This is a genomic window from Runella defluvii (genome assembly GCF_014195535.1).
Classification (GTDB): Bacteria; Bacteroidota; Bacteroidia; order Cytophagales; family Spirosomataceae; genus Runella; species Runella defluvii.
Genome location: NZ_JACIBY010000015.1, coordinates 1 through 19388, shown reverse-complemented (window position 1 = coordinate 19388; position 19388 = coordinate 1). Strand labels below are relative to the sequence as shown.

General features: G+C 43.7%; 19 protein-coding genes and 1 rRNA gene. 6 read left to right on the top strand and 14 right to left on the bottom strand.

All coding sequences use genetic code 11. From position 1 onward, the window contains the following. The first annotated feature begins 7 nt into the window (after positions 1-7). Positions 8-1315, top strand: coding sequence for a ribosome biogenesis GTPase Der (gene der, locus FHS57_RS25780; protein ID WP_183978768.1), 1308 nt, complete (start codon positions 8-10; stop codon positions 1313-1315). A 98-nt stretch (positions 1316-1413) separates the two neighbouring features. On the opposite strand, the gene FHS57_RS25775 is transcribed toward der, so the two are convergent. The 5 genes from FHS57_RS25775 to ubiE form a co-directional block, all read right to left on the bottom strand. Then, on the bottom strand, positions 1414-3561 hold the full coding sequence (locus FHS57_RS25775) for a S46 family peptidase (RefSeq protein WP_183978766.1): 2148 nt from the start codon (positions 3559-3561) through the stop codon (positions 1414-1416). Positions 3562-3645: 84 nt separating this feature from the next. Next, positions 3646-4845: a chromate efflux transporter gene (gene chrA, locus FHS57_RS25770; protein ID WP_183978764.1), complete on the bottom strand. Its 1200-nt coding sequence runs from the start codon at positions 4843-4845 to the stop codon at positions 3646-3648. A gap of 60 nt (positions 4846-4905) precedes the next feature. Further along, complete coding sequence (locus FHS57_RS25765) at positions 4906-5865, bottom strand: isopenicillin N synthase family dioxygenase (protein ID WP_183978762.1); 960 nt, start codon at positions 5863-5865, stop codon at positions 4906-4908. Between the two features lie 105 nt (positions 5866-5970). Further along, positions 5971-6711 carry a type IX secretion/gliding motility protein PorT/SprT gene (gene porT, locus FHS57_RS25760; RefSeq protein WP_183978760.1) on the bottom strand — a complete coding sequence of 247 codons (741 nt, stop codon included), beginning with the start codon at positions 6709-6711 and terminating at the stop codon, positions 5971-5973. Further along, positions 6660-7382, bottom strand: a complete 723-nt coding sequence (gene ubiE / locus FHS57_RS25755; protein WP_028522336.1) for a bifunctional demethylmenaquinone methyltransferase/2-methoxy-6-polyprenyl-1,4-benzoquinol methylase UbiE — start codon at positions 7380-7382, stop codon at positions 6660-6662. The genes porT and ubiE overlap by 52 nt, the downstream gene beginning before the upstream one ends. 110 nt (positions 7383-7492) lie before the next feature. Here ubiE and FHS57_RS25750 point away from each other — a divergent pair, with 110 nt between their 5' ends. Next, complete coding sequence (locus tag FHS57_RS25750) at positions 7493-7825, top strand: phage holin family protein (RefSeq protein ID WP_122933044.1); 333 nt, start codon at positions 7493-7495, stop codon at positions 7823-7825. Between the two features lie 57 nt (positions 7826-7882). Here FHS57_RS25750 and FHS57_RS25745 read toward each other — a convergent pair whose 3' ends face one another. Genes FHS57_RS25745 through FHS57_RS25705 form a run of 9 tightly spaced genes read right to left on the bottom strand, consistent with a single transcriptional unit; the run spans position 7883 to position 15213 of the window. Further along, on the bottom strand, positions 7883-8482 hold the full coding sequence (locus FHS57_RS25745; protein WP_183978758.1) for an acetyltransferase: 600 nt from the start codon (positions 8480-8482) through the stop codon (positions 7883-7885). Positions 8483-8493: 11 nt separating this feature from the next. Then, on the bottom strand, positions 8494-9099 hold the full coding sequence (locus FHS57_RS25740) for a sugar transferase (RefSeq protein WP_183978756.1): 606 nt from the start codon (positions 9097-9099) through the stop codon (positions 8494-8496). After that, the gene (locus FHS57_RS25735) at positions 9068-10270 is read right to left on the bottom strand and encodes a glycosyltransferase family 4 protein (RefSeq protein WP_183978754.1); all 1203 of its coding nucleotides are present in this window, start codon (positions 10268-10270) and stop codon (positions 9068-9070) included. Before FHS57_RS25735 ends, FHS57_RS25740 begins: the two co-directional genes overlap by 32 nt. A 43-nt stretch (positions 10271-10313) precedes the next feature. Next, on the bottom strand, positions 10314-11081 hold the full coding sequence (locus FHS57_RS25730) for a glycosyltransferase family 2 protein (RefSeq protein ID WP_183978752.1): 768 nt from the start codon (positions 11079-11081) through the stop codon (positions 10314-10316). A gap of 10 nt (positions 11082-11091) precedes the next feature. Continuing rightward, a complete protein-coding gene (locus FHS57_RS25725; RefSeq protein WP_183978750.1) occupies positions 11092-11703 on the bottom strand; it encodes an ATPase in 612 nt (203 codons plus the stop codon). Continuing rightward, the gene (locus FHS57_RS25720; RefSeq protein ID WP_183978748.1) at positions 11703-11963 is read right to left on the bottom strand and encodes a hypothetical protein; all 261 of its coding nucleotides are present in this window, start codon (positions 11961-11963) and stop codon (positions 11703-11705) included. The genes FHS57_RS25725 and FHS57_RS25720 overlap by 1 nt, the downstream gene beginning before the upstream one ends. A gap of 45 nt (positions 11964-12008) precedes the next feature. Beyond that, positions 12009-12701 carry a hypothetical protein gene (locus tag FHS57_RS25715; RefSeq protein ID WP_183978746.1) on the bottom strand — a complete coding sequence of 231 codons (693 nt, stop codon included), beginning with the start codon at positions 12699-12701 and terminating at the stop codon, positions 12009-12011. A 19-nt stretch (positions 12702-12720) separates the two neighbouring features. Continuing rightward, the gene (locus FHS57_RS25710) at positions 12721-14343 is read right to left on the bottom strand and encodes an acyl-CoA carboxylase subunit beta (RefSeq protein WP_183978744.1); all 1623 of its coding nucleotides are present in this window, start codon (positions 14341-14343) and stop codon (positions 12721-12723) included. Positions 14344-14388: 45 nt separating this feature from the next. After that, complete coding sequence (locus tag FHS57_RS25705; protein ID WP_183978742.1) at positions 14389-15213, bottom strand: 5'-methylthioadenosine/adenosylhomocysteine nucleosidase; 825 nt, start codon at positions 15211-15213, stop codon at positions 14389-14391. A gap of 114 nt (positions 15214-15327) precedes the next feature. On the opposite strand from FHS57_RS25705, the gene FHS57_RS25700 reads away from it, so the two are divergent. The 4 genes from FHS57_RS25700 to FHS57_RS25685 all read left to right on the top strand — a co-directional run. Further along, the gene (locus tag FHS57_RS25700) at positions 15328-17997 is read left to right on the top strand and encodes an MGH1-like glycoside hydrolase domain-containing protein (protein WP_183978741.1); all 2670 of its coding nucleotides are present in this window, start codon (positions 15328-15330) and stop codon (positions 17995-17997) included. A 113-nt stretch (positions 17998-18110) separates the two neighbouring features. Next, positions 18111-18449 (top strand): carboxymuconolactone decarboxylase family protein, encoded by a 339-nt coding sequence (locus tag FHS57_RS25695; RefSeq protein ID WP_183978740.1) that lies wholly within the window; start codon positions 18111-18113, stop codon positions 18447-18449. A gap of 22 nt (positions 18450-18471) precedes the next feature. After that, positions 18472-18831 (top strand): hypothetical protein, encoded by a 360-nt coding sequence (locus FHS57_RS25690; RefSeq protein ID WP_183978739.1) that lies wholly within the window; start codon positions 18472-18474, stop codon positions 18829-18831. Between the two features lie 466 nt (positions 18832-19297). Continuing rightward, positions 19298-19388: ribosomal RNA gene (locus FHS57_RS25685) — 16S ribosomal RNA — on the top strand; the annotation flags it as partial.

The following is a 19388-nucleotide window of genomic DNA, read 5'->3' as shown; positions in this document are numbered from 1 at the left end:
TTTTTCAATGTCAAATATAGTAGCAATAGTAGGACGCCCAAACGTGGGCAAATCAACGCTGTTTAACAGGTTGATTCAACAACGGCAAGCCATCATGGATGACCAGAGTGGGGTGACCCGCGACCGTCATTACGGCAATTCATTTTGGACAGAACAGTATTTTACAGTTATCGACACTGGTGGATACGTAGTAGGTTCGGAAGATGTCTTTGAAGGTGCCATTCGTGAACAAGTTGAAATCGCAATGGACGAAGCCGACGTGATTTTGTTTATGGTCGATAGCATGACAGGGCTCACGGACCTAGACAAAGAGTTTGCGAATGTGGTACGTAAGTCGAAAAAACCAGTGTATCTGGTTGTTAATAAGGCCGAAACCCGTGACCGTGAAATGGCCGCTGCCGAATTTTACGAACTGGGTCTGGGCGAGCCTTACGCTATTTCGTCGCAAACAGGTTTTGGAACGGGCGATTTGCTCGACCAAGTGGTAAAAAATTTCAAAAACGCAGGGATTGAGGATCCTGATGCAGGCATTCCTAAAATCTCAATCCTTGGTCGCCCCAATGTAGGAAAATCGTCGTTCTTGAACGTTTTAACGGGCAAGGAGCGAAGCATTGTGACCGACATTGCTGGAACCACCCGCGATGCCATCAACACGCGTTATAAAGCCTATGGTAAAGATTTTATCTTGATTGACACGGCAGGTATTCGTCGCAAATCACGGGTGAAAGAGGCCATTGAGTTTTATTCAACGCTGCGTTCGGTGAAAGCCATGGAGGATTCGGACGTTGTGCTTGTGATGTTAGATGCTTCGCGTGGTTTAGAAGCCCAAGATCTTCATATTATTGGAATGGCACACAAAGCCAAAAAAGGAATTGTGGTGATGGTCAATAAGTGGGATTTGGTTGAGAAAGACTCAAAAACAGTGGACAAACTCCGTAAAGAGATGATTGAACGATTGGCGCCTATGGACTATATGCCCATCATTTTTGCGTCAGTTCATGAAAAGCAGCGGATTTTCCAGGTGATGGAAAAGGTGATGGAGGTGTATGAAAACAAAACGAAGAAAATCACGACTTCTAAATTGAATGAAGTAATGCAAGCGGAGATTGAGCGTTATCCGCCACCAGCACACCGTGGTAAGCACATCAAAATCAAGTACATGATTCAATTGCCTACGCCGTCGCCAACCTTTGTTTTCTTCACAAACCACCCTAAATACATCAAAGAATCGTATATCCGATATTTGGAGAATAGAATGCGAGAAAACTTTGATTTTGAGGGAGTTCCGATTACAATATTCTTCCGCGATAAATAGGGTTTCGTCAATAGTCCATGGTCGATAGTCAACAGTTTGTAGGTATAAATGCAATACCATCGACTGTGGACTATCGACCGTTGACTATCAACCAGCCATTACTTCACAATTTTTAGCTCTTTTACCAAATCAGAACCGCCTAGTTTTTCGATGCACCAAAGCACGTAGCGGATGTCAACGTTGATACAACGTTTGAATTTTTGGTCGAAGACAATATCACCCGACATCGCTTCCCAGTTGCCGTCAAAAGCCAAACCAATCAATTCGCCTTTGGCATTGAGCACGGGGCTACCCGAGTTACCACCCGTAATGTCATTGTTAGTAATAAAACCGACACTGACTTCGCCGTCGCTATCCGTGTATTGACCAAAATCTTTGGCTTTGTACAGGTCAAGAAACTTCTGTGGTAAATCAAATTCGTCGTCTTTTGGTTTGTACTTTTCAATAACCCCCGAAATCGTCGTGCGGTATTTGTAGTGAACGCCGTCGCGTGGGTCATAGTCTTGCACATTTCCGTAGCTCACACGCAAGGTGCTATTGGCATCAGGGTATTGAACCAAAGCTGGATTCATTTCGCCAAGCCCTTTGATATAGGTACGGGCCAATCGTTTGTCAACTTCTTGAAAATCAGTGCTATACTTTGCGTATTTTGCAACGTAGTTTCTTTGAAAATCAGAAAAATACTTAAATGCCCAGTCGTTGGTCAATTTCTCATAATTAGGGTTTTCCAAGAACTGCGTAAATCGGCCTTTGTCAGTAAAAATGCTTGTAAGGTAAAGGTCTTGGGCAAATTTTTTGAACGACTCCTCAGGTGTTCCTGCCGAAAATTTCGATAAAATCTCCCCAACGATGGCAGGATGTTGGTCTTTCGGAATATCGTTGTAGAAAGCAAGGAGTGTTTGGGCGACAATTTTCTGGTCAGAAGGTAAATTGAACGACTTGAAAAAAGTCTCCCCTGCCGTTTTTAAGCGCTCAGAAGCTGCTTTTGTGGTGGCAGCGTCTTTAAATCCATTGGCACTCATCACTGCTGGAAGGGCGATATTGACCAAATGAGCCCCAAAAATTCCCTGAGAAAGATACACGGAGTGAGTCGAGTAAGGTTCGTAAGCCGCGTAGGCTTTTTGCCATTCTTCAAAAATGCTTTCGTACTCGGCTTTCCCTTTGGCCCATTCTTTAAATTGGTTTTCGAGGGCTACTTTTTGGTCATACACTTTGAGGTGAACGAGTTGTTCGGTTTGACCAATAAAATATTTCCAATAGTTGGCAATGCTGGCATATTCAGATGCAAGAGCAAGTTTAACTGCCACGTCTTTATCCATTTCTTCTTTCCACGCTTCCAAACGTACCCCACGGTTTTTTACAATGCCTGGGTTTACTTTTTCAATCGCCAATTTGATTCCCATAGAAGTCTCGTAGCGGTTGGTACGTCCTGGAAACCCAAATACCATTGAAAAATCGCCTGGTTTGATGCCTTTTAGGGAAATAGGTAAGAATTTTTTTGGACGGTACGGAACGTTGTCTTTGGAGTAATCGGCTCCCTTGTTGTCTTTGTTGGCATAAATACGAAATACCGAGAAATCACCCGTGTGGCGAGGCCAAACCCAGTTATCGGTATCACCTCCGTATTTTCCGATGCTTTGCGGGGGAGTTCCTACCAAACGAATGTCGGAGAATTTTTCAAAAACAAACAAATAATAGGCGTTCCCTTTGGCAAACTCCCGTACGGAAGCGTTGTAATTGGTGCCTTCGGTGGCTTTTTGAGAAAGCTCATTGCCCAATTGGTTGACTTTGGCAGCGCGGGCTTTTTCGTTAAGACCTGCCAATTGAGGGAGAACTTTGTCTGTCACATCCTCCATTCGTACCAATATGTCGATGTAAAGGTCTTTGATGGGGCGTTCTTCGTTGGAAGATTTTGCCCAAAAACCATTGTCGAGAATGTTGTCCTCTGGAGTGGAGTTTGTTGCGATGGCATCGTAGCCGCAGTGGTGGTTGGTAAACAAAAGACCTTGGTCGGAAACGATTTCGCCCGTACAAAAACCGCCGCCCATGCGAACGATGGCGTCTTTTAAGCTGGCATTGTTGACGTTATAAATCTCTTTTGCGGAGAGTTTAAAGCCTTGTTTTTTCATTTGGGCTTCATTTTTTCCAATCAAAAGCGGAAGCCACATCCCTTCGTCGGAGGGATTCCCAGCCCATGCCAGCGAGCTTGCCAACAAGGCGCACAGGGTTGTTTTAAGTTTATTCATGGTTTGCTAAAAACAGAAATGTAATAAAAAGTAACTATTGGTTGAACGTAGATTTTTCTGATTTTGGAAAGGGGAATGCTACTTCTAAAGCAGAATTCCCAGCAAAATGCCACCAAAAACAATCATGTAAGGCGGCGTTTTGGTGAAGTAAAGTAAACAAATTGTGAGCAGAATACTAAAAATACCTGTAGAAGTGGTAGCAGTCGCCATAAACATCCGAATGACGGCCGCGATGGTTAGGCCAACACTGGCGGCATTGAGTCCTTCGAGCGAAGCTCTGACGCCTCGGTATTTTTTTAATTCGTTCCAAAAACGATACACAAAGAAAATTAAAAACGTACCTGGGAGAAAAATACCAAAACTTGCGGCCGTACTGCCAATGAGTTGCCCAAAAACGCCATCGTCACGCATGGAAAGCGCGCCAATGTAAGACGCTATCGAAAAAACAGGGCCAGGGACAATCTGAGCCAAGGCCATACCTGTTAAAAACTCTTGCTGTGAGAGCCATTGTTTAAACTCCACAAACTCCGTGTAAAGCATGGGATTAAGTACTTGCCCGCCGCCAAATACCAAACTGCCATTTCGGTAAAAGTTTTCAAACAAGCGAATCGGGAGCCAGTTGGTAATTTTCCCAAGAAGGGCTGCTGCAATGAGTACGCCAAGCCAAAGAAAGAAGTTGGCCCACTCGATGCGAATAGGCGTTTTGTCCAATTTTTGGAGTCGTTGGTATTGAAAAGATGTAATGACACCACCTAAAATCACGACAATGGGTGTCATGTAGGGTGAGGGAAAAATGTACGATACGACCGCCGATATTCCTAAAATAATCCAATGTGACTGATTATGAATGACTTTGGAGCCAATCGAATAGCCGCCGTACGCTAGAAAACCAATGGCCATTGGCTCTACAAAACGCATGAACGACAATGAAATGTGGTGTTGCTGGAGGTAAGAAATCCCCAATGCTGCCAACGTCATGACAAGTACGGCAGGCAACGACCAAATCAGTACGGTAAGATAGGCAAGGGTAGGACCTCCGATTTTAAAGCCCAAAGCCGTGATGGTTTGAGTAGAAGTAGGACCAGGAAGTACTTGGCAAAGTGCCTGTAATTCAAGAAGTTCGGCTTCAGTAATGTAGCGTCTTTTTTGAACAAAACGTTCCAAAAACATCACCAAATGCACTTGTGGACCTCCAAAACACGTCAATGCAAGAACGAGAACATCTTTGAGAAAGATGAGGTAGCGAATTTGCCTAACGTGTGAGTGTAAAACTGATTCCGACAAGTGATTAAGTGGGCTTAGTCTCCTCACTACCTTCCGAAAAAGCAGTGAGGAGGTGGGTTATTAGGCTTTTTTCAATCCAAGCTCAATGAGGCGTTCGTTTAGGAATTCGCCTGCAGTCATGTCAACGTACAATTTGGGGTGTTCGGCCGTAACGCAACTGCTCAAACACGTCAAGTTCATTTCGGCCCGTGGGTGCATAAAAAACGGAATCGAGTACCGCGACGTATTCATCTTTTCACGTGGAGGATTGACTACGCGGTGAATCGTTGACTTGAGTTTATGGTTGGTGAGGCGGTCGAGCATATCGCCAACGTTGATGATGATTTGGTCGGGAGAAGGGGTAGCGGCAATCCAAGCCCCATCGCGACGGAGTACTTCTAATCCTTCGGCACTAGCACCCATCAACAACGTAATCAGGTTGATGTCGCCGTGGGCAGCCGCCCGAACGGCTCCTTCGGGTACGGTCTCGGGGTCGAGTGGAAAATAATGCAAGGCGCGCAGAATACTATCTCCATTACGCACTTTGTCTTCAAAATAATCTTCGTCCAAATCGAGATACAGGGCAATGGCGCGAAGAAGGGTTTTACCCGTATTTTCAAATGTGTTGAAAACCAGTGTTGTGTATTCTTCAAAGTTAGGTACTTCTCCGGGGAAAACATTGGAAGGCATTTCGCCTTCGGGAGTAGGCTGTCCTACGTGGTAAAACTCCTTTAAATCAGCTACTTTAAACCCTTTCGCTTTTTCACGCCCTTTACTGACGTAGCCACGTTGACCGTTGAGTTGAAGAAATTCGTATTTGTATTTGACTTCGTCTGGTTGTTTAAAAAAAGCCTGAACTGTTTCATAAAGTTTCACCCGAATGTCTTCCGTCAGGCCGTGGTTAGAAATGGCTACAAAGCCAATAGTATTAAAAGCAGATCCTAAATCTTGGACAAATTTGGCTTTGCGCTCAGGATTGCCCGAGGTAAAATCGGATAAGTCTAAAGACGGGATTTCGTCTAAAAGAGCAATTTCTGACATGATAGTTGATGATTTGGAATAAAAGAAAATATCCGCTACTGGTCAAATAGCGGATATCCCAACAATTTGGGATTCATTTCTACAAAGTTTGAAAAAACAATCGGTTTATTCAAACATCAAATAAATTGTAACGGAGTGGGAAGTCAAACGACGGATTCCGTTACTTACGGTATTGAGGTCGTTGCTACGGAATAGGTTAAGAATCCCGTGCGAAAATCGAATTTCGGGAGAAAATTTTGTGTAGGCCAAGAATTGCTCAAGCCCAAAACCGTAGTCCACGGTCAAATCCGAACCACGGGTGTTTAAAAAATCCGAACCTTGGCGAAGACGCTTCCGAACGTTGGTTTCAAAACCAAACGTCATACCCCCAAGCATGTACATGCGGGTGTTCATACGACGTTGGGATTTGTATTTGAATAAGACAGGAATTTCAATCCAAGTGGCTTCACGCAGCTCGTTTCGCGTACTTCCTTTTGCATATTCGTATTGAACACGGCGGTCGTAGAGCGATACAGAGGGCGTCGTACGAATGTCCCAACTGTCATTGAGGTAGCCATTTACCACAAATCCCATGCGAAAACCTGCGGTAGCAGGTGCCGTAATGCGATTGAGGGTATCTTGGGTTAAAAACGTATTGCTATGCACGATTCCAAAACGGGTGACGGGCAGGGCAAACAAAAAGCCGTAATGTACGGGCTTATCGTCGTAGTGTTCTAAATGTTTACGGTAATAGCTTGACGTTTGGGCATTTGCCGAAAACAAGATTGCTTGCCCAAGGAGCAACGCGCCAACAATTACTTTTTGCCAACGTAAATAGAGCAAATTCCGAAAGTGAGTGGTATGCATTTCGTGTTTTTAAAACCTGCCTGTTCGTAAACTTTCAAAAAGTCGTTTCCATCAGGAAACGCCTGTACCGATTCGGGCAAATAGGTGTAGGCCGAGGCATCTTTGGAAACCATTCGTCCGATAACTGGTAAAATGTAACGAAAGTAAAAGTTGTATAATTGTTTGAAAGGGAAAGTTTTCGGTTTTGAAAACTCCAAAACAACGCAAGTTCCGCCTGGTTTGGTCACGCGGCACATTTCGGTAAGGCCCGCTAATAGGTTTTCAAAGTTACGGACTCCGAAAGAAGCAATGACTGCATCGAACGAATTGGTTTCAAGCATGAGGTTGGTCGAGTCGCCACTGCGAAGTTCAATCACGTTTTCCTTGCCCATTTTTTTGATTTTCTCACGACCTACCGCCAACATCCCCTCCGAAATATCGACGCCAATGATTTTGGTGGGATTGAGCTTGAGGGCCTCAATGGCAAAGTCGCCCGTGCCCGTAGCAATGTCCAAAATCGTTTGAGGTTTTTCGGGCTGAAGAAGTTTGATGGCACGTTTGCGCCAGTAAAAATCAATTCCTGCGCTCAGGAAGTGATTTAAAAAATCATACTTTGCCGATACGTTGTCAAACATTTCAGCAATTTGCTCACGCTTAGAGGCGTCTTTATCTTTATAAGGAACTACAGCCATATTAATATCAATAAAAAGTTCACAAAGGTACGAACGACATTTGTGAAACGCTTTGTAGGACTAAAGAGTTTTGTGTAAAATTGTTCACCGTATCGAAATACTTACCCAGAATGATAGAAAAAATCGAAGAAATTCGGGATTATTTGTACAAATACCTCGAAGCCCGCCTAGATTTATTTAAAACTGAAGCCCAAGAGCAGATTGAAAACATTGTTATTCAAATCATCTATTTGGTGGTTTTGTTGTTGCTAGTTTCGCTAACGGGCATTTTTGTTTTTATAATGTTGGCCGTTTTACTCAACGAATGGCTCGATAGTCGCTATTGGGGCTTTGCCATTGTGTTTGGCCTCCTTTTGATAAAAACAATTGTTTGGATTCGGGCAGGAGGCTGGGTCAACAACATTGTCCGTCGGCTTTTATACCATATCTTTAAGAAGAACTAAGCTAAATATCGGGGTGTCAGCATCCCTCGGCACACTCAAATAACAGTTAACTTGTAATCAAGTACTTATTTTGATAACCCGAGCAGGGTTTCCGCGTACAATGGCGTTGTCAGGAATGTTTTTGGTAATGACACTTCCCGCTGCAATCATGCAGTTTTTGCCAATGGTTAAGTTAGGAGCGACGACCGTACCAGCGCCAATCAGCGTCGATTCACCCACCCGAACGTTGCCACACAAGGTAGCTTTGGGGGCAATGTGGACAAAGTCTCCAATACTACAGTCGTGGTCGATGGAGGCAGCGGTGTTGACAATCACGTGCTTACCAATGTAAGCGTCGGCTTGAATTACCGTATTATGAAAAATAACAGTCCCTTCGTCCCATACCACCGATTCGTCAATGATAGCCGTAGGATGAGCCACTTTCCCAAAACGATGTTGGATGGTTGAAGCTACTTTTTTTCGTATGGCATTGTAGCCTATAGAAATAATGAGGGGAAGAGACGGCGATTGTTGGGCACGATACGTTCCAACGACAGGAATTCCCCAAAGTTCGTTTTTCGATAAATCATCATCAAAAATGGCGTTGATTGCTACATTTTGGGCCCGCAAACAACTGATGATTACCTTGGCGTGACCACTTGCACCGTATAAAAGCATAGTCGTTGGAGTTAGTTGTTTCCCATAAATTTTTTCATTGTCGTTGTTTGGGAAGCATTTATTCCTTCCGATTTAACTACTTTCATGGCCGTTAGCCATAAAATCTTCAAGTCGAGAAAGAAGGAAAGATTTTCTACGTACCAAACATCGTACTCAAATTTTTGCTGCCACGAAATCGCATTACGCCCATTGACTTGTGCCCAGCCCGTAATCCCAGGTTTGACCTCATGTCGGCGCTGTTGACGGAGATTGTACAATGGTAAGTATTCCACCAGCAACGGACGAGGCCCCACCAGCGACATATCGCCCTTCAATACATTGATAAGCTGAGGTAATTCATCTAGCGACGTTTTTCGTACCCATTTCCCTACCGCTGTCAGGCGCTCGTGGTCGGGTAAAAGTTGACCCTGTTTATTTTTGCGGTCGTTCATGGTTTTGAACTTCCAAATCCTAAAAATTTGCCCACGAAGCCCAGGCCGCAGTTGAAAAAAGAACGGTTTCCCGTCGTTATAAAAATACAACAACCCACTTACTAACAGCGTAATAGGCAAAGTAAGGAGCAGTAAAACACCAGCGATGGTTTTATCAATCAGCGGTTTGAAAAATTGTGGGTACATGCGGCAAAGTTACGGATTCGGTAGCGGCTACCAAACGCCGATAAAGCATAAGTTTTGCGTGCCATACGTCTTCTGGAACAAACCGTTTGCGTATGCGGAGCTGGGCCGCCTGCCCATGTTGTTGGACGAGCGGTGGGTTTTGTAGGTAAGCAATCATTTTCGCTGCAAGGTCTTGGGCAGAGCGGGGCGCGCAAAACGTGCCTGTGCGATTATCGTCAACGGCATCTTTCAAACCCGTGACGTTGCTTACCACAGCGGGTTTGCTCATGGCAGCGGCTTCTAGGACAACATTCCCGAGTCCTTCGCGGTGACTGGGCAATACCAAAAAATCAATCAGTGCATACACGGAAGCAATGTCTGATTGGTGATTGAGGTGTATAATCGAAGCATCGTGTTCCAATTGTGAAAGCAGCCGATGGGAAATAGGCTGTCGGTCGTCACAGTCACCCACCATCAAAAGTTTAGCCGCAGGAACGACCTGTTTTACCCATTGCCAAGCATCGTACAATTCTTGAATACCTTTGTCGGGGGTGAGTCTTCCTACAAATCCGACGATGGGCTGAGCTGGGTTAAGATTCCACTTTTTTCGTAAATTTTCTACTTTTTGGACGTCGATACAAGCAGGGTTAAATTTCTGTTTGGCATCTACGCCGTTGCAACTGCCGTGGTGCATAACCGAAATTTTCTGTGCAGAAATCAACCGTTTTTGGATGGCACTTTGTCGCAGGGAAGGACTGACCGCGATGACGTGGGTAGCTAACGCACACGTCATTTTTTCTATTCCCCAGTAGAATAGTTTCCAAGGCCAGCGAGCCGTTTCGAGTGGAAGCCCGTGCATTTCATACACGCGAACAGGCACACGGGCGAACGTCGCAGCCATCATGCTCAGAAAGGCGGCCTTGGGGGTATTGCCGTGAACTAGGGTAGGGCGATGCTTACGGAAGTAAGCGTAAAGCATTCTTACATTTGAGAGCGACTGGAGAATGTCTTTGTTGCGAGTAAAAGGAATCGCAAAAGTGGTAAGACGGTTCTTTTGACCAAATTCCTTCAAAAGTCCACCGTGTTCTGACGAAAGGACGTGCAGATTGTACTGGTTTGTATCCCAAAACGACGATTGGTTTTCTAAAAAACAAAGCGAAATGGGTACGGTAAATGTGTGTATTACCTTCATAATGAGTCACTTTTTAAAACCTTGGTGACATTAAAATAGGTAATTAGTGCAAGAGCTTTCGCAAAAAATCCAGAAAAATTTTAACAAAAAATACAGATATACCTAAAAATAATTCAATAAACTGCCCTCTTTTTAGATAATGTTTTACCAAAACGATTAGCCAACTCAAACGAGTTTTAAAATTTTGGTAGAAATTATTTTTAAAGGTATATTCTAGCAAAGGAGTTGAAAGATTTGAGTATGTGCTCGAAGCAGCTGCTCTCAGGAGAAGTTCTTGGTCTTCATTTCTGGAAAAATCGTGATACGTCCATTTTTTAAACCATGCGGTACGTCCACACCAAGTGGGATGCGCGATTGAAATGGTTTTGAGCCAAGGCTTAGAAACTATACCCGAATGTGAAGTAGAAAATATACGCTTTCCAATTACTTCGCCAGTCGGGCCAACTAAGTGAATTGCCGTACCTACAAGGTCAATTTGGGGAGCATTTTCCAAAAAATGAATTTGTTGTTCTAGCCGTTCGGGCAAAGAAAAATCATCGGCGTCCATTCGTGCAATGTAGGGCGTATCGGCGAGTTCCACGCCTTGATTAAGTCGTTCGACGATGCCTTTGTGCAGTCCATCACTGATGACTGTAGTCCGAAAATCTTGAAATGAATGTGCAATTTCCAAGGTAGCATCGGTTGAGCCATCGTCGAGGAGGAGGAGTTTCCAATGTGGGTAGGTCTGGTGTAGAATTGATTTTACTGCCCTTGCGAGCGTAAGTTCGCCGTTAAAAACGGGTAAAATGACGGTTACTTGGGCCACAGACATAAAAAACTGCTTATAGAAGATTGGGCAAGTACACCTCAAACCATTGTGGCCTTTGTGAAGCAATGTAAAGTATCTCCTTGTCAGAATGGTGTAACAGTAAACTGGGTTGGTTTATGTAGGAATTGTCTGCAACAATTAATTCATCAAGCAAATAGTGGTACTGATTGAGGAAAATGAGATTTCCAATAAAGTTTTTTTCAACTTCTTGGGGAGTGACATAATGACCTCCAGTTTTTACACGTTCGACAACGCGTTTTTGAGATAAACTGAGGTTTTCAACCATTAAAAAGAACATAGTAACTCGGTAGCCTTCATTTTTGAATTTTTTGATGGTATCCCAAGGTACATCACTGCTAAAATGACCTTCATACGCAAAATCTTTATGCTTATGAATAGCTTCGCTCACAAGGCTTTCGAACTCAGTAATTGTTCTTTTGAATGCTTCTTCTCGTGCGTATTTGGGGGATTTGATTTGAGATGGAAAGATGTTTTTTAATGCTTCAACGAAAAACTTATCTCCGTCAAAAACAGATAATGATTTCCATTGAGTGGGGAGTAAGTAGTGCGAAAGAGTCGATTTTCCAGCACCATTGGCGCCTGTAATAACAAAAAGGTTTTTCATTATACCCCAAATAGGTATTTTTGACGTATCTCACTTGCCTCAATAGAAGAGAGACGTCGTACAAAAGAGTAGCTACGAAATTCTTTATCAAATTCGACTACTTCAATGATTCCATTTGCATATTCCATAAAAGCTTGGTTGGAATTTAACTCACCTCTACTTTCAATCATAAAAGGAAACCCTGCTTGATGCTTTTGTAATCGTAATAATTGAATCGTCTGTTTAATTGTATTATCAAATGAATAGGTTACTTGTGTCATTAGGCCAATAAGTATGATTAGTTAGTAAGTTAATAATGAGTAAACTTAAATCCAAGAATTTTGCTGAATTACACATTCGACAAGAGATATTTCTCGCCGTTTTTCTAAAAAAGCAATAAAAATGCGTCGAACCAAATCTACGTTTCGACTTAGTTCTCCTAGTTCAGGATACATCTTCGCGTAGGCTTTGGGCGAATGAAACTTGTACTTTCTGAAAAAACCGTTTCCCATCACCTCAAAATAATAGGTAGTTCCGTCCAGTAACATGGTCAATTTGGGAGGTTTGTTAGAAATCACTTGTACTTCGCCATCTTGTATTTCAACCCGAGTTGTTTGTTTAAAAGAACGATAGACATTGTATAACGAATCCGTAATAATGGATTGGTCGCGGCTTGATAAAACAGCGTTGGCAATCAGTTCATTAAAGAAAGTGGTTTCTTTTAAACTTACTTTGAAATCAACGGTAGAACGTAGAAATCCTTCTTTGGTGTGAAAAAGAGTACGTTTTTCGAGGGATAGTTTTTTTCGTTTTTGGGTAATGAGGTACAATTCTTCGGCTTCCCCAACCGCCAGTGAAAGGTTTACCCAGAGCCTTACTTGGTAGGAGTTTCGCGGCAATCTAGGCTTGTTTAAACGCAATTGCTTGGTAAGCCCTTCGAAATAAGGCGAAAACTCCTGCCCAATGACTTGGTTTGACAGTAAAAGAAGTAAAAAAATAACCCGACGTAGATTTTTCATAATCTTTAGAATGAGAAAGTTACGTCTGAATCACTCCTACATTGAATGGCTTTTGAATGGGCGCGTGGTTGGCCGCTTCGATACCTGCTGAAATGATGCGGCGCGTGTCTAAGGGATGGACAATACCGTCGGTCCACAAGTGTGCAGCCGCATAGTACGGCGAAAGCTGCTCGTTGTAGCGGTTGGTGATGTCGGATAAAAGCTCTTTTTCAACTTCGGGGTCAATCGTCTGCCCCTTTGCTTTAAGTGTAGCCACTTGGATTTGGAGTAACGTTTTGGCCGCCGAAGCCCCACTCATAACGGCCAATTGGGCCGTTGGCCAGGCATAAATCAGGCGTGGGTCGTACGCTTTACCGCACATAGCATAATTGCCCGCGCCGTAAGAGTTTCCGATAATAAACGTGAACTTGGGCACCACCGAGTTGGCTACGGTATTGACCATCTTAGCGCCGTCTTTAATAATCCCGCCTTGTTCCGAACGACTGCCTACCATGAACCCCGTCACATCGTGCAGAAACACCAGCGGAATTTTCTTTTGGTTGCAGTTCATGATAAAACGGGCAGCTTTGTCGGCTGAGTCGGAGTAAATCACGCCGCCCATTTGCATTTCGTTACCGCTTCCTTTTTTCGCTTTGACCATTTTTCGCTGATTGGCCACAATTCCTACCGACCAGCCGTCAATTCGAGCATAACCGCAGAGCAAGGTTTGACCGTACAATTGTTTATATTCTTCAAACTCAGAATTATCCACAATTCGCTCAATGATTTCGCGCATATCGTAGGGTTTGTTGCGGTCGGCGGGGAGCAAATCAAAAATTTCTTCAGGACTTTTTTGGGGTGGAGCGGGTACAATGCGGTCAAACCCAGCTTCAGGCGAATGCCCCAGTCGGTCAAAAATTCGTTTGATAGCGTCCAAACATGAAGGGTCGTCAGGATATTTATTGTCGGTAACGCCCGAAATTTCACAGTGCGTGGAGGCACCACCCAAGGTTTCGGCATCTACGTCTTCACCGATGGAGGCTTTTACCAAATAAGGCCCCGCCAAAAAGATAGAACCCGTTCCTTCTACAATCAGCGCTTCATCCGACATAATAGGCAAGTAAGCCCCACCCGCAACGCAGCTTCCCATAATGGCCGCTACTTGCAGCAATCCCATGGAAGACATCACGGCATTGTTACGAAAAATTCGTCCAAAGTGCTCTTTATCAGCAAATACATCTGCCTGAAGGGGCAAGTAAATCCCTGCACTATCGACGAGGTAAATAATAGGAAGTTGGTTCTCAATGGCGATTTCTTGGGCACGTAAGTTCTTTTTGGCCGTAATCGGAAACCAAGCCCCCGCCTTTACCGTGGCATCGTTGGCCACAATCACGCATTGCCGCCCCGATACTTTCCCGATACCAATCACCACACCGCCCGATGGGCAACCGCCTTCATCGGGATACATACCGTCACCCACAAATGCACCCACTTCCACAAAATCGTTGGGAGCATCCACCAAATAGTCGATGCGCTCGCGGGCGGTCAGTTTTCCCTTGGCTTTGTGTTTTTCGATGTTTTTAAGTCCACCGCCTAATTTTACTTTTTCGTAACGACGGTTCAATTCGTCTAAAAGCTGTTGATGAAATTCACGGTTAGTCATATTGACCTGATTTAGGGAATGAATGATGTCACAAAATGCACCTTTTTAGGGAAGTTTCCCCAATAAATTTAGTAAAAGGTGCGCTGAATTGTAAGAAGCCACCTGTTTAAAATTTTCGATGCTGTCGCGTGCTTTGCTATCGGCTTTATCGCTCATGCTTCTGATAACCAAACAAGGCACTTTTTGTTGCCAGCAAATTTGCGCCACGGCTGCTCCTTCCATTTCGGTGGCATCCGCCCCAAACTTTCGGCGTAGTTCGTTGGCCTTGTTTTCAGAAGTAACGAGCAAATCGCCCGTGACAATGGTTCCTGTCAAAATTTTTGGTGAACGATGAGTCGTGCCCAATGATTGAAAATCGGTGTGCTTGGCTGCTTCTTGAGCAGTTGTTAATAAAAGAGAGTCAGCCAAAAAATACAAAGGATTGAGTTGTTTCGTCATCGGGTTGCGGGTACTTCGGGTGAATGTACTGTCGTTGGTCGCTTGGCCATAATCGTATTGGAGCGTTTGTTTGCCAATCACAATATCTCCCGCCTCCAAATCGGGACGTAAACCTCCTGCAATTCCCGTAAAAATTAGCTGTTTAGGACGAAATTCGCTGAGAAGAAAAGCCACCGCCATCGAGGCATTTACTTTTCCAATTCCTGTTTTGAGGATAACGACCTTTTGTTTCCCAATTTTCCCCGTATAAAAAGGAATGCCGTGGATGATTTTTGTTTTGGAATGTTGCAACGAACGTTGGAGTAATTCGATTTCTTCGTCCATTGCTCCTACGAGTGCGATGGTTGAGGTAGGAGAATAAACTTGAGAAAAAAGCAATGGAATGTTGCCCCATAGAAAGATAAATAGTAGTTTCCAGCGTAAAAAATACATAAAAAAGATAGTTGAAGATGGGAATAAATGCTTATTTGATGCAAAATTGCAGAAAAACCTATCGCTGATTCCGCTATTTTTGTAATTCCTTGTAATAACCCACTCTAATACACAATGAAAGATACTGCCGAAAGAAAGCGTATTCATGCGCGTGCCGATAACAAAGGCTGGAAAAAATGGGGGCCTTACTTGGCTGAACGCCAATGGGGAACTGTTCGCGAAGATTATAGTTACTGGGGCGATTCGTGGGGATTCATCTCACACGAACTTTCTCGTTCGTACGCGTATCGTTGGGGAGAAGATGGTATCGGTGGTATTTCAGACAATAAAGGCCATGTCTGTTTGGCTTTTGCGTTTTGGAATCACCATGACCCCATCATCAAAGAACGTTTGTTTGGCCTAACAGGACCTGAAGGAAACCACGGGGAAGATGTGAAGGAATTGTACTATTATCTCGACAGTACACCGACGCACTCGTACATGAAATTGCTGTATAAATACCCGCAGCAAGCGTTTCCTTACGCCAAACTATCGGAGGAAAACCGCAAACGAAACCGCCTTCAACCCGAGTATGAAATCTTGGATACGGGTGTTTTTAATGATAATCGCTACTTTGATATATATATAGAGTATGCCAAAGCCGATGAAAACGACTTGTTGGTAAAAATTACGGCCCACAACCGCTACACCAAAGAAGCACCATTGACCATTTTGCCCACACTTTGGTTTCGCAACACCTGGTCGTGGGGATACGAGCAGTTTAATTACAAACCTATTCTGAATGGTATTGCCAATCGCCAAATTGACGTGAACCACCGCTTGCTGGGACGGTATAAGTTTTATTTGGATGGAGCCGATGAGCTAATTTTCTGTGAAAACGAAACCAACACAGAAAAGATGTTTGGAAAACCAAATGCCATCCCTTACACCAAAGACGGTATCAATAATTATATTGTTACGGGGAAAAAGCAGTACATCAATCGAAATCAAATTGGTTCGAAAGCGGCGGGTCATTATAAAAAAATAGTACCCGCTGGCGGAAGCGTAGAAATTCGCCTTCGCTTTTCAAATCAAACTCACTTGACGAACGCGTTTGAGGATTTCGACGAAATTTTTGAACAACGCAAAGCCGAAGCCGACGAGTTTTACGACGACTTGCAAAAAAATGTTACTGACCCCGAGCTTCGTACTGTGCAGCGTCAAGCCTTTGCGGGAATGTTGTGGAACAAGCAGTTCTTTTATTATAATGTAAACGAATGGCTCAAAGGCGATCCTAAGATGCCGTTCGAGTTCAAAGGAAGAGCCTATCCACGTAACCTTACGTGGAAACACATGTACACGGCCAATATTTTGTCAATGCCCGACAAATGGGAGTATCCTTGGTTTGCGGCTTGGGACTTGGCATTTCATACCGTTACTTTGGCTCGACTTGATCCTTATTTTGCCAAACGACAACTGGCGGTAGTGCTTCGGGAGTATTACATGCACCCCAATGGTCAGTTGCCTGCTTACGAATGGAACTTCTCGGACGTAAACCCGCCCGTACACGCGTGGGCAACTTGGAAAGTCTATGAAATTGACCGTGAAATGAACGGACAAGGCGATGTGGCCTTCCTAGAACGCGTTTTTCATAAACTATTGCTCAACTTCACGTGGTGGGTCAACCGCAAAGATGCCGAAGGAAACAACGTTTTTTCGGGAGGTTTCTTAGGGCTTGATAACATTGGGGTATTTGATAGAAGTGCCGAGCTACCAACGGGTGGGTATTTGGAACAAGCCGATGGAACTGGCTGGATGGCCATGTACACGCTGAACATGCTTCGAATTGCCTGCGAAATTTCGTTGGTACGACCTGCCTACCAAGACATGGCCTCGAAGTTTTTTGAACACTTCTTGCACATTGCGGCGGCTATGAAATCGTTGGGAGGTGATAAAATCAGTCTTTGGGACGAAGAAGATCAGTTCTATTATGATGTACTTCATACCCCCGACAAAAAGGGAATGTTGTTAAAGGTACGGTCTATGGTCGGCCTGATTCCGCTGTTTGCCGTCGAGATTTTGGACGACGATTTGCTCGAAAAGCTCCCCGACTTTAAAAGAAGGGTAGAATGGGTACTCACCAATCGCCCCGATTTGGCGTCGTTGGTATCTCGTTGGCACGAACCAGGCAAGGGAGAATCACACTTATTGGCTTTGCTTCGCGGTCACCGAATGAAAATGCTGCTCAAACGAATGTTTGACGAAACAGAGTTTTTGTCCGACTATGGCATTCGTGCTTTGTCGAAGTTCCACGAAAAACATCCGTACGAGTTTTACGTAAATGGCGAAGTACTTCGAGTGAAATATACGCCTGCCGAATCCGAAAGCAGCATTTTCGGAGGAAACTCCAACTGGCGTGGCCCCATTTGGTTCCCGCTTAACTTTCTAATCGTCGATTCACTGTTGAAGTTCTATAACTACTACGGCGACGACTATGAGATTGAATACCCCACCAATTCGGGCAATGTTATGACTGTTCGAGAAGCAGCGATGTGCGTAGCAGAGCGACTGATTAATATTTTCCGTAGAGATGCAAACGGCAACATTCCAGTTTATACTTCATCGAAGTTGTTCCAAGAAGACGAACACTTCAAAGATTTGTACTTATTCTATGAATACTTTAATGGAGATAACGGAGATGGGCTAGGGGCATCCCACCAAATGGGCTGGACGGGGTTAGTCGCTGATTTGATAGAAATTACTTCGGTTCATAAACAGAAAATGAGCGAACTATCAGCTCATTAATCATTCATTAATTCATTGTTGAATCAATGCTTTGGTCAAGGTAGGGAACAAAATAGGCATAACCTCAGTTTTGTTAACCATATCATTGACCAAAGCATTTACTATTTATACGTATGTCACTTGTAGAAGATTTCAATAGCTATCGGACCAAAATGAACGACCGTATCATGTCGTCCGACAATCTTATCATTAAACGTCTCTTCAATTTGGATACAAATTGTTATTCGGAAGGGCATCTCAATGAAGCAACCAAAGAAATGTTGGGGCTTGCGTGTTCGATGGTACTTCGGTGTGACGATTGTGTAAAATACCATTTAGGGAAATGTAAAGAATTGGGCGTTACCGAACCACAAATTCAAGAAGTGTTTTCAATCGCCACGCTCATCGGCGGTTCAATCGTGATTCCACACCTACGTCGTGCCGTTGAGTATTGGGACGAACTTTCTAAATAGTGCTTATATATATATAAAGGATATGATAGAGGTAAACGAACAACTGGAACAGAATTGGGAAAAGTTATTGGATACGCTACAGTCAATGGTGGGTAAAAGACCAGAAGATTTGAACAGCGTGCTATTTTTAATAGGAGTTCAAGAGCTGGGAAAGGGACCTTTGCACTTTACAAAAGAACAAAAACAGGATTTAATGCACATTGCTACCTGTAAAGTTCTCAGTTTATCGGGCTTTTATACCCTCGAAGGACTCGATAAAGATGGTTGGCCACACTGGAAATTGAACGAAAAACTGCCTCGAATCTCATTAATTAGCCAAGAAAACGTTTTGCGGGAGCACGTTTTACGATATTTTAGTGAGGAGTTGGGTGTTTTTTTGTAGGTGTAATAGTTTGGTTTTTAGGCGGTTGCAAATTATTTTCAAAAATAGTTGTGTAAATATTTGGAATGGGGTGAAAAAAGTGGGACTTTTGCAACCCCAAACAACGAGGGCGGGCGAGAAAATCCAAATAAAATTTTGAGAAATAAAAAAAATCAAAAAATAATTTGGATATTAAAATAAAAAGTGAGACTTTTGCAACCCGAAAGAAATGAAGGGGAGCTGATAAGGAAGAAGAGGTTTTGAAGGTTGAAAAAAAAGTTCAAAATTTTTTTGGAAATTAAAAAAGAAAGTCAGACCTTTGCAACCCGAAACGAGGAAAGAGAAAGAGGAGATAAGTTAACGAAGAGAGTTAACGCATTGCTTGAGAGCGACTTGAGCAAAAGTTCTTTGACAGAATGGTGAGAAGAAAACAAACGACAGGACGCGTAACAGTACAAAGACGCAAGTCTTAATTTTTATAGAATTTACGATGGAGAGTTTGATCCTGGCTCAGGATGAACGCTAGCGGCAGGCCTAATACATGCAAGACTAGGGGGCAGCAATGTCACCGTCGCACG

What these genes read in the sequence shown, in the direction of transcription:
- FHS57_RS25715 (WP_183978746.1), bottom strand. Translation starts at nt 12,701, where the DNA reads ATGAAAAATCTACGTCGGGTTATTTTTTTACTTCTTTTACTGTCAAAC.
- FHS57_RS25725 (WP_183978750.1), bottom strand. Translation starts at nt 11,703, where the DNA reads ATGAAAAACCTTTTTGTTATTACAGGCGCCAATGGTGCTGGAAAATCG.
- FHS57_RS25765 (WP_183978762.1), bottom strand. Translation starts at nt 5,865, where the DNA reads ATGTCAGAAATTGCTCTTTTAGACGAAATCCCGTCTTTAGACTTATCC.
- FHS57_RS25690 (WP_183978739.1), top strand. Translation starts at nt 18,472, where the DNA reads ATGATAGAGGTAAACGAACAACTGGAACAGAATTGGGAAAAGTTATTG.
- FHS57_RS25750 (WP_122933044.1), top strand. Translation starts at nt 7,493, where the DNA reads ATGATAGAAAAAATCGAAGAAATTCGGGATTATTTGTACAAATACCTC.
- FHS57_RS25700 (WP_183978741.1), top strand. Translation starts at nt 15,328, where the DNA reads ATGAAAGATACTGCCGAAAGAAAGCGTATTCATGCGCGTGCCGATAAC.
- FHS57_RS25740 (WP_183978756.1), bottom strand. Translation starts at nt 9,099, where the DNA reads ATGTACCCACAATTTTTCAAACCGCTGATTGATAAAACCATCGCTGGT.
- ubiE (WP_028522336.1), bottom strand. Translation starts at nt 7,382, where the DNA reads ATGGCTGTAGTTCCTTATAAAGATAAAGACGCCTCTAAGCGTGAGCAA.
- FHS57_RS25745 (WP_183978758.1), bottom strand. Translation starts at nt 8,482, where the DNA reads ATGCTTTTATACGGTGCAAGTGGTCACGCCAAGGTAATCATCAGTTGT.
- FHS57_RS25730 (WP_183978752.1), bottom strand. Translation starts at nt 11,081, where the DNA reads ATGTCTGTGGCCCAAGTAACCGTCATTTTACCCGTTTTTAACGGCGAA.
- porT (WP_183978760.1), bottom strand. Translation starts at nt 6,711, where the DNA reads ATGCATACCACTCACTTTCGGAATTTGCTCTATTTACGTTGGCAAAAA.
- FHS57_RS25775 (WP_183978766.1), bottom strand. Translation starts at nt 3,561, where the DNA reads ATGAATAAACTTAAAACAACCCTGTGCGCCTTGTTGGCAAGCTCGCTG.
- FHS57_RS25720 (WP_183978748.1), bottom strand. Translation starts at nt 11,963, where the DNA reads ATGACACAAGTAACCTATTCATTTGATAATACAATTAAACAGACGATT.
- FHS57_RS25710 (WP_183978744.1), bottom strand. Translation starts at nt 14,343, where the DNA reads ATGACTAACCGTGAATTTCATCAACAGCTTTTAGACGAATTGAACCGT.
- FHS57_RS25705 (WP_183978742.1), bottom strand. Translation starts at nt 15,213, where the DNA reads ATGTATTTTTTACGCTGGAAACTACTATTTATCTTTCTATGGGGCAAC.
- FHS57_RS25695 (WP_183978740.1), top strand. Translation starts at nt 18,111, where the DNA reads ATGTCACTTGTAGAAGATTTCAATAGCTATCGGACCAAAATGAACGAC.
- der (WP_183978768.1), top strand. Translation starts at nt 8, where the DNA reads ATGTCAAATATAGTAGCAATAGTAGGACGCCCAAACGTGGGCAAATCA.
- FHS57_RS25735 (WP_183978754.1), bottom strand. Translation starts at nt 10,270, where the DNA reads ATGAAGGTAATACACACATTTACCGTACCCATTTCGCTTTGTTTTTTA.